Genomic DNA, 7,176 nt, shown 5'->3' with positions numbered 1-7,176 from the left:
TCCTTGGAACTGAAGAAGATGCCCGTTGCTGGGCAGCGGAATTGGTGGGTCTTGACCCAGAGAAAACCAAATCTTTCACCATCGAAGAACCCAAACCATTATTGAGTCGTTTGTTACCGGGTAACCTTATGCGCAATAGATCTCAGATATCTGTTGGTATAGATTGGTTAGAGTTTGAACTATCAACTAGCGGTCAGCCCCTATGGTTGTACCGACCATAAGATAAAATGGAGATTTGAGATTTCACAAAGCGTTTAATATCTCAAATCTCCCAGGGAAATTCGGAGGATCTTACCTTGCACTGGAGAGTTAGGGCAATTCGAGGCGCAACAACTGCCTCAGAAAATACAGTAGCAGCGATTCGAGAAGCAGTGATGGAACTGCTAGATGAACTCGAAGCTCATAATGAAATCGACCATCAAGAAATTATTAGTGCGATTTTCACCACGACCCGTGATTTAGATGCTAAATTTCCAGCTGCGATCGCACGAGAACGTCCTAATTGGGATCATGTTCCTTTACTTGATGTCCAACAGATGCATGTCGAGGGTAGCCTAGAGCGTTGTATCCGGTGTTTAATCCAAATCAACACTCCTGTTTCTCAACTTGAAATTTATCATCCCTATTTACGTCAGGCCAAAAATTTAAGGCCTGATTGGACTCTAGCTCAAGTCAACCGTTAATTGTCAGTCAGGTTATTTCTACTAACCACGCGCCTTCTACCAATTAGCCAGTCGTAATTTAAAGTTCTCATTAGACTTTGTGGCAGTTGTCGGGAACAGCTGATCTGCGCATCTGGCAAAAGTGGACAAGAATTGACGTAAAGCGATGCAGCGCGGTCTTGGGAAGGCAGCGCGGTCTTGGGGGTTCCCCCCATGAGCGACTGCCGTGGTTTCCCCCATGAGCGACTGCATCAAGAACACTATCATAAAAATACTTTTGCAAGAGGTATATTACTCATTAGTCAAAATAAAATTGTTAATTGTTAGTTGTTAATTAAGCATTAAAAACTAACAATTAACAGCCATGGGATTTTATTTACTGAAATGTATCAATGGTCAACCGTCCATGGTCAACCATCAACAGAAAAATTTTCAGGTTGATTCCGTGTGTCTATCAGATGATTTGTGGTGGAAACGAATTCCTAAAAAGATATCGTATACAAAGTTCCAAAAACTCTTTCGAGCCAGAAGTCCTAGAGATTGATCACAACCTTTTTCATCTAAAAGGGGTTTAACAGCACGGTAGGCGGGCTGATACTTGTACCAGGGTATGCTCGGCCACAGGTGATGAATTAGATGATAATTTTGTCCCATAATTAGCAGGTTTATGATGGGACTGGGGTAAATTCTAGCATTTTTCCAGCGATCACGTTCTTTAAATGGACGATGGGGCAAATAATCAAAGAACAATCCTAGCGCTATACCTACAACTAATGCTGGTACAAACCAATAGTTCATGATGTAGTCTAAAAAGCTGTATTGACAAGCAAGATATATGATTATGGCGATGAATAGACGGCTAAAAAACCACTCCCATAACTCATACTTACGCCACAAACGGCGCTTGAAAAAAAATATTTCGTGATAAAAGAAGCGAACTGCAATTAACCACAGCGGACCACCAGTCGAAACAAAATGATCGGGATCATTTTCGGGATCGTTAACATTGGCATGATGCTGCATATGAACCCGCGTGAACACTGGGAAGGTAAAACCTAACATCAGGGCGCTACCATGACCCATTAGGGCATTGACGTAACGGTTTTTGTGGGCAACATGGTGAGAGGCATCGTGAATGACTGTTCCTACCATGTGTAAGGCAAGGACATTAATGCTAAAGCAGCAAGCGTTAGGCAAATCCCAAAGCCAGTAACCACTGGTGGAACAGACCACCAAGATGATCGCCGCCACAAACATGAGTAACGTTAAGTTAAACTTATCCGGGGCACCCAAGAACTCCTTGGGCACTGTCAGCGGCTTGATGGCCTCCGACATACTTGTTTTTTCTCCTTTCTACTGTCTTTTGGTAGTATAAGGTACAATGGCTCAATTATAAAGATTTGTTAAGATTAGAGCTTCTAATCAGAAACTAGAGTCAGTTTCAGGAAAATCACTCTCTTCACCAGGGGAGTCACCCTCCGGCACTGCTTGTGATACCCTTCTGCTTCTGGGACGCACAGGGGTTTTCAACTGTGGAGCTACCTTCACGCACCAGACAGACTTCCTTTGGGAGCAGGTCTTGCGTTGCAGAACATTTGTACTATGTACCATTAGAGCAAGCTTAAACCCATGAGGGGGCTATAGATAATGTACAAATATTCGGCATTTGTGACATGCTCCCCCTATTACCTATTACCTATTACCTATTACCCATTACCTATTACCCAGATAAGCGTACAAATGTTCGGCATTTGTGACATGCTCCCCTTCCTTTCGACTCACCATACAGATAAACCTCCTGTGAAGCTCCCTGGTTGAGTTCCGCTTCAATCAGGTTAACCACTACCCCTGCCAACTTCTCCAAGTTGCTTAAATCATCCGTTGGGTACCCCAAACAACGGAAATCAAAACCAGTTTCTCAATGTTGAGCCTGTACTGCCAACAGCTCACCCATTGGAACCATCTCTGGTAAATAAACAAATAGTGGATAATCACCGATTAGATTCTCCCGGACTCAAGAAACACGAACAACTATTAACGTTTGGTATTGTTTACTCTCAGTATGAAGTATTATAGCCATCAAGATTTTTTCTGCGTAAGTATAACGAATAATGCTTCATAATCTAAAAATAGATGTTTTATTTAAAAAATAGTACATTTTATTGTAGTTATTATATCTGCATAAGACTATAATTAACAACTCTTAAATAGGAAATATTAGGTAGAAAATAGGTAGTTTAAATTATGGTTATTGAGCAAGTTTTTATTCAAGCATAAGTGAAACACTAACAAGCCCATTTTATCCTTGAGTATTAATACTTGATACTTCAGACTTTATCCTTGATCCCCTGTACTAATCTAGCAATTTAATACCGGTATATCTTACTAATGGAGCACATAATGTGTTTCCCTTGATAGTTCCGCTGTTTCTTTGTAATCCAATAGAAATGTCCAACTAATACTGCCAAACAGCGATGAATTACCATCGGATGCCAACCCATTTGTTTAAATCGGGGTTCAGATGGGTCAAACAAACGTAACGATCACGGAGGTATCACTGAGTGTACGATTTCTTCTTGGTAAGCGATCGCGCTTTAGGAGCTGCTGCCTGTTTAACTGATGTCCAGAAAGCTAAGTGGGTAAACCTTTTATGAAAGTTGCCTATTTCCAAAGGCTGAGTAAAATTCAGCATTGGTTAGGCTCGGAGTATACAAACCCCAACCCAATGATGATGTTCGCAAAACTGACTTGCCTGTTGTAACAACGCCCACAGTCTATATTCTGATTTTTATAGATAGAAACAACCCATCTGTTTGACAACCTACCCGCATCACTGGTGCTTGTCCCATGTCATGATCACAAGCAATGGGGATTCGTTGCCCCAAGGCTACCATCAACAACGGGACATCTAGAAAGCCACGATGGTTACTCACTACTACAACAGCAGATTTATGAGGAATGCGATCCTGATCGATATTGGAACAATTTATTCCCATTGCAGCAAGAAGCGCATCAGAAACCTGTAGTGGAAGATGGTCAGACATCAGTTTCAGTGATCAATTTCTAATATAGATTAACATTTCTTAACATTATTTTAAAAATATATCTATTGACAGATGCCTTAAAGTAGAGATAATCAGGTGCAAAACAACTAATGGTGATAGACTGCCAGTGACTACAAGTGTGTAGCTTGACACATTAGGCATTAAGCCAGTAGTAGAAAAAGCCTGTTAAATCTAAACTAGACTACTAACTTATGTTAATAATTAATTTTTCTTATAATCAATTGACAGAAGGTGGCCTTGATTCCATTCCTTCAAAGGATTGGGATAAGTTATCGGCTGCTGATCATTACTCCTTACTCATAAGTAACAGACTAAGGAGTAATGACTCGAAACCCCACAACTAAAATAGGTGGAATGAGTTACAAGATAATAAACAATTTTGAGTAACGTCAACTAAAAAGTAGCGACAGATACTTTTTATAAAAGGTTAAAACTTAAGTAAATCTGATTCGATAAATACTACATAAAGTAACAACTAAAATTAATACTAGTAGCCATGCACTAGGTTAAAACTCACTTAAATAATTTAAAACAGTTGGCTGGAGGGCGTCTTTAACACTCATATGATTCATACGAATACTACTAAAAATACATTTGCCATTACAACACCCCTTTACTATGTGAACGACTTACCCCATATCGGCAGTGCCTATACCACCATGGCATCTGATGCAGTAGCTCGTTTTCAACGGTTACAGGGCAAAGAGGTACTGTTAATTACTGGTACAGATGAACATGGACAAAAAATTCAGCGGACTGCTGAAAATCAAGGGGTAGATCCTCAAGTACATTGCGACAAGATAGCTGCTGGATTTGATGTCCTCTGGCAAAAGCTCAATATCCAGTATGACCGTTTCAGCCGCACTACTGCTAACCGCCACCAAGCCATTGTCAAAGAATTTTTCATGCGGGTTTGGGATAAAAGTGACATTTATCTGAGTCAACAACAAGGGTGGTACTGTGTCTCCTGTGAGGAATTTAAAGAGGAACGGGAACTTCTACCTGGAAACCGCTGCTCGATTCACTCCAATCAAGAAGTGGAGTGGCGGGATGAGCAAAACTACTTTTTCCGGCTCTCTAAATACCAAAAACAGCTAGAAGAACTTTACCAACAGCGACCGGATTTTATCCAACCGGAAAGTCGCCGTAATGAAGTCTTGAGTTTTGTCAGTCAGGGACTACAGGATTTTTCGATTTCGCGATTGAATGTCGATTGGGGGTTCCCAGTACCAGTTGATCCCAGCCACACCATCTATGTCTGGTTTGATGCCTTACTAGGCTACGTGACTGCCCTATTGGATCCCGATAGTGAACCAACTCTTGATAATGCCTTAAAAAAATGGTGGCCGATCAATATACATCTTATCGGTAAGGACATCCTGCGCTTTCATGCTGTATACTGGCCTGCCATGTTAATGTCAGCCTCTCTACCTGTTACAGGTCAAGTATTTGGTCATGGCTTTCTGACCAAAGATGGTCAAAAAATGGGAAAAACTCTAGGCAATACCCTAGACCCAGTGGAGTTGGTAGATAAATACGGTGCTGATGCAATTCGCTATTATTTTCTAAAAGAGATTGAATTTGGGCGAGACGGGGATTTTAGTGAAACCCGTTTTATCGATATCGTCAATGCGGATTTAGCCAATGACCTAGGTAATTTGCTCAATCGCACCTTGGGCATGGCTAAAAAATATTGTCAAGGTATTGTTCCAGGTTTAACTGGCTCAGATATTTCACAGGTCAATCCTCTGCTCGAAATTGGCTTAGATCTCGGTTCACAAGTGGCTAAGGCTTATGAATCCCTAGCGTTTAGCCAAGCTTGCCAAAAAATATTTACTCTGATTCGAGCCAGTAACAAATTTCTAGATCAGCAAGCTCCCTGGAGCTTGTATAAACAAGGAAAACAGCAAGAGGTTGAACAAGTGTTATATACAGTTTTAGAGTCAGTGCGCTTAGCTGCCTATCTCTTATCACCGATTATTCCCAGTATTAGTACGGAGATTTACCAACAACTAGGTTTTGCCATCGACTTTAGCCAAAAAGAACACATCTTTTTGGCTGCTCCTTATGTATCCCATGGATCTTGGGGGGTTTTACCTCAAAACCAGAAGCTAGGAAAACCCAAACCGGTATTTGCACGACTGGAACTCATCTAATTTGCTTCCGTCTTATTAACCAAAAACTTAATCGGCATCTTACATTAATGCTGATTAAGTAAAAAGTTTTTTAATTTTTTTTTTTAACAAAGAGGTATAATAAAAATGCTTAGCCATTATAATCATGATCCAATTTTTACACCTGAACAAGTCTTAGAAAACCGTGGTCGTGTTGCCATCTTTATCGATGGTTCAAACTTATTTTATGCTGCCCTACAACTAGGGATTGAAATTGACTACACTAAGCTATTGTGTCGTTTGACAGCAGGATCTAGGCTACTACGCTCTTTCTTTTACACTGGTGTTGATCGTACGAATGAGAAGCAGCAAGGCTTTCTGCTCTGGATGCGTCGTAATGGCTACCGAGTAATTGCCAAAGATTTAGTGCAGCTACCAGATGGCTCAAAAAAAGCTAATCTGGATGTAGAAATTGCTGTTGACATGATGGCACTAGTGGGTTCCTACGACACAGCAGTTCTAGTCAGTGGTGATGGGGATCTTGCCTATGCAGTCGATTCTGTCAGTTATCGGGGAGTTCGGGTTGAGGTGGTCAGCCTACGCTCCATGACCAGTGATAGTCTAATTAATGTAGCCGACCGCTATATTGACCTTGATACCATCCAAGAAAGTATCCAAAAAACACCCAAACAAAACTATACTTACCGTCCGTTGTCTGGGTTCAATGTGATGGATGAACAGCACAAATAGTTTGGTGATTAGTGATTAGTGATTAGTAATTGGTGATTAGGGCCTGTCTGATGGAGTCCATACTACAATTTAAGTTTGTGGGCGTTTCTTTCTCATGTCTTGTAGCATTCGGGCAGTAATTAGTGCCTGAAAACCTATAGTTTATGTCCGATGCTTTGCCCTCCTATAGTTTAAATACAGACTTTATTCATGGGTAAACCATCTAAAAACTGAAAGCTAAGCAACTAAGTAAAGTATAGCTGAGGGGGTAACAGGTCGCCTATAATCATTAACTCATCTGGGTTTGGTCAATTCAGTTACAAAACTTATATCCAACTTGAAGGAAATAATCAGTAATTGAAATTATGCTCATAATTGTCTAGGTATAGTTTTGCAGCATAGTGACCTTAAACCTAGAGCGGGTAAAAACTTTGGGGCGCTTGTCGCCCCCCAGGAACTATTGAGGTTATAAAAACTTCAATAACTAAGGAGTACTTCCTGTTAAAGAATTTCCCCGACATAATTGACATTTCCCGACATCCTAGACTACAGTGATCAAGTAACAGATCAAACAGCTTCAGATGGATGGATCAGTCAATTACGTTA

The 7,176-nt window shown here is 40.7% G+C and carries 9 protein-coding genes and 1 pseudogene; 5 read left to right on the top strand and 5 right to left on the bottom strand.

Translation table 11 applies throughout. From position 1 onward, the window contains the following. Together F6K52_RS29005 and aroH are read left to right on the top strand one after the other, a co-directional pair. Positions 1-221 (top strand): annotated as a pseudogene (locus F6K52_RS29005) (signal peptide peptidase SppA); the annotation flags it as partial. Between the two features lie 75 nt (positions 222-296). Further along, positions 297-683 (top strand): chorismate mutase, encoded by a 387-nt coding sequence (gene aroH, locus F6K52_RS29000; RefSeq protein WP_293086857.1) that lies wholly within the window; start codon positions 297-299, stop codon positions 681-683. A 36-nt stretch (positions 684-719) separates the two neighbouring features. Here aroH and F6K52_RS28995 read toward each other — a convergent pair whose 3' ends face one another. From F6K52_RS28995 to F6K52_RS28985, 3 genes are all read right to left on the bottom strand, one after another. Further along, positions 720-914 carry a hypothetical protein gene (locus F6K52_RS28995; RefSeq protein WP_293086852.1) on the bottom strand — a complete coding sequence of 65 codons (195 nt, stop codon included), beginning with the start codon at positions 912-914 and terminating at the stop codon, positions 720-722. 180 nt (positions 915-1,094) lie between these two features. Continuing rightward, entirely contained in the window at positions 1,095-1,997 is a 903-nt protein-coding gene (gene crtR / locus F6K52_RS28990) for a beta-carotene hydroxylase (RefSeq protein ID WP_293086848.1), read from the bottom strand. 87 nt (positions 1,998-2,084) lie between these two features. Beyond that, positions 2,085-2,273, bottom strand: coding sequence for a hypothetical protein (locus F6K52_RS28985; RefSeq protein WP_293086844.1), 189 nt, complete (start codon positions 2,271-2,273; stop codon positions 2,085-2,087). Positions 2,274-2,543: 270 nt separating this feature from the next. On the opposite strand from F6K52_RS28985, the gene F6K52_RS28980 reads away from it, so the two are divergent. Continuing rightward, a complete protein-coding gene (locus tag F6K52_RS28980; protein WP_293086839.1) occupies positions 2,544-2,738 on the top strand; it encodes a hypothetical protein in 195 nt (64 codons plus the stop codon). A gap of 478 nt (positions 2,739-3,216) precedes the next feature. Here F6K52_RS28980 and F6K52_RS28975 read toward each other — a convergent pair whose 3' ends face one another. Together F6K52_RS28975 and F6K52_RS28970 are read right to left on the bottom strand one after the other, a co-directional pair. Beyond that, a complete protein-coding gene (locus F6K52_RS28975) occupies positions 3,217-3,354 on the bottom strand; it encodes a hypothetical protein (protein WP_293086836.1) in 138 nt (45 codons plus the stop codon). Between the two features lie 82 nt (positions 3,355-3,436). Next, the gene (locus F6K52_RS28970; RefSeq protein ID WP_293086832.1) at positions 3,437-3,706 is read right to left on the bottom strand and encodes a 1-acyl-sn-glycerol-3-phosphate acyltransferase; all 270 of its coding nucleotides are present in this window, start codon (positions 3,704-3,706) and stop codon (positions 3,437-3,439) included. Between the two features lie 560 nt (positions 3,707-4,266). On the opposite strand from F6K52_RS28970, the gene metG reads away from it, so the two are divergent. Next, positions 4,267-5,883, top strand: coding sequence for a methionine--tRNA ligase (metG, locus tag F6K52_RS28965; RefSeq protein ID WP_293086862.1), 1,617 nt, complete (start codon positions 4,267-4,269; stop codon positions 5,881-5,883). 105 nt (positions 5,884-5,988) lie between these two features. Beyond that, positions 5,989-6,591 (top strand): NYN domain-containing protein, encoded by a 603-nt coding sequence (locus tag F6K52_RS28960; protein ID WP_008182130.1) that lies wholly within the window; start codon positions 5,989-5,991, stop codon positions 6,589-6,591. Positions 6,592-7,176: the final 585 nt, after the last annotated feature.

This window comes from Moorena sp. SIO3H5 (assembly GCF_010692395.1).
GTDB lineage: Bacteria > Cyanobacteriota > Cyanobacteriia > Cyanobacteriales > Coleofasciculaceae > Moorena.
This window is presented reverse-complemented; position numbering and strand designations above follow the sequence as displayed.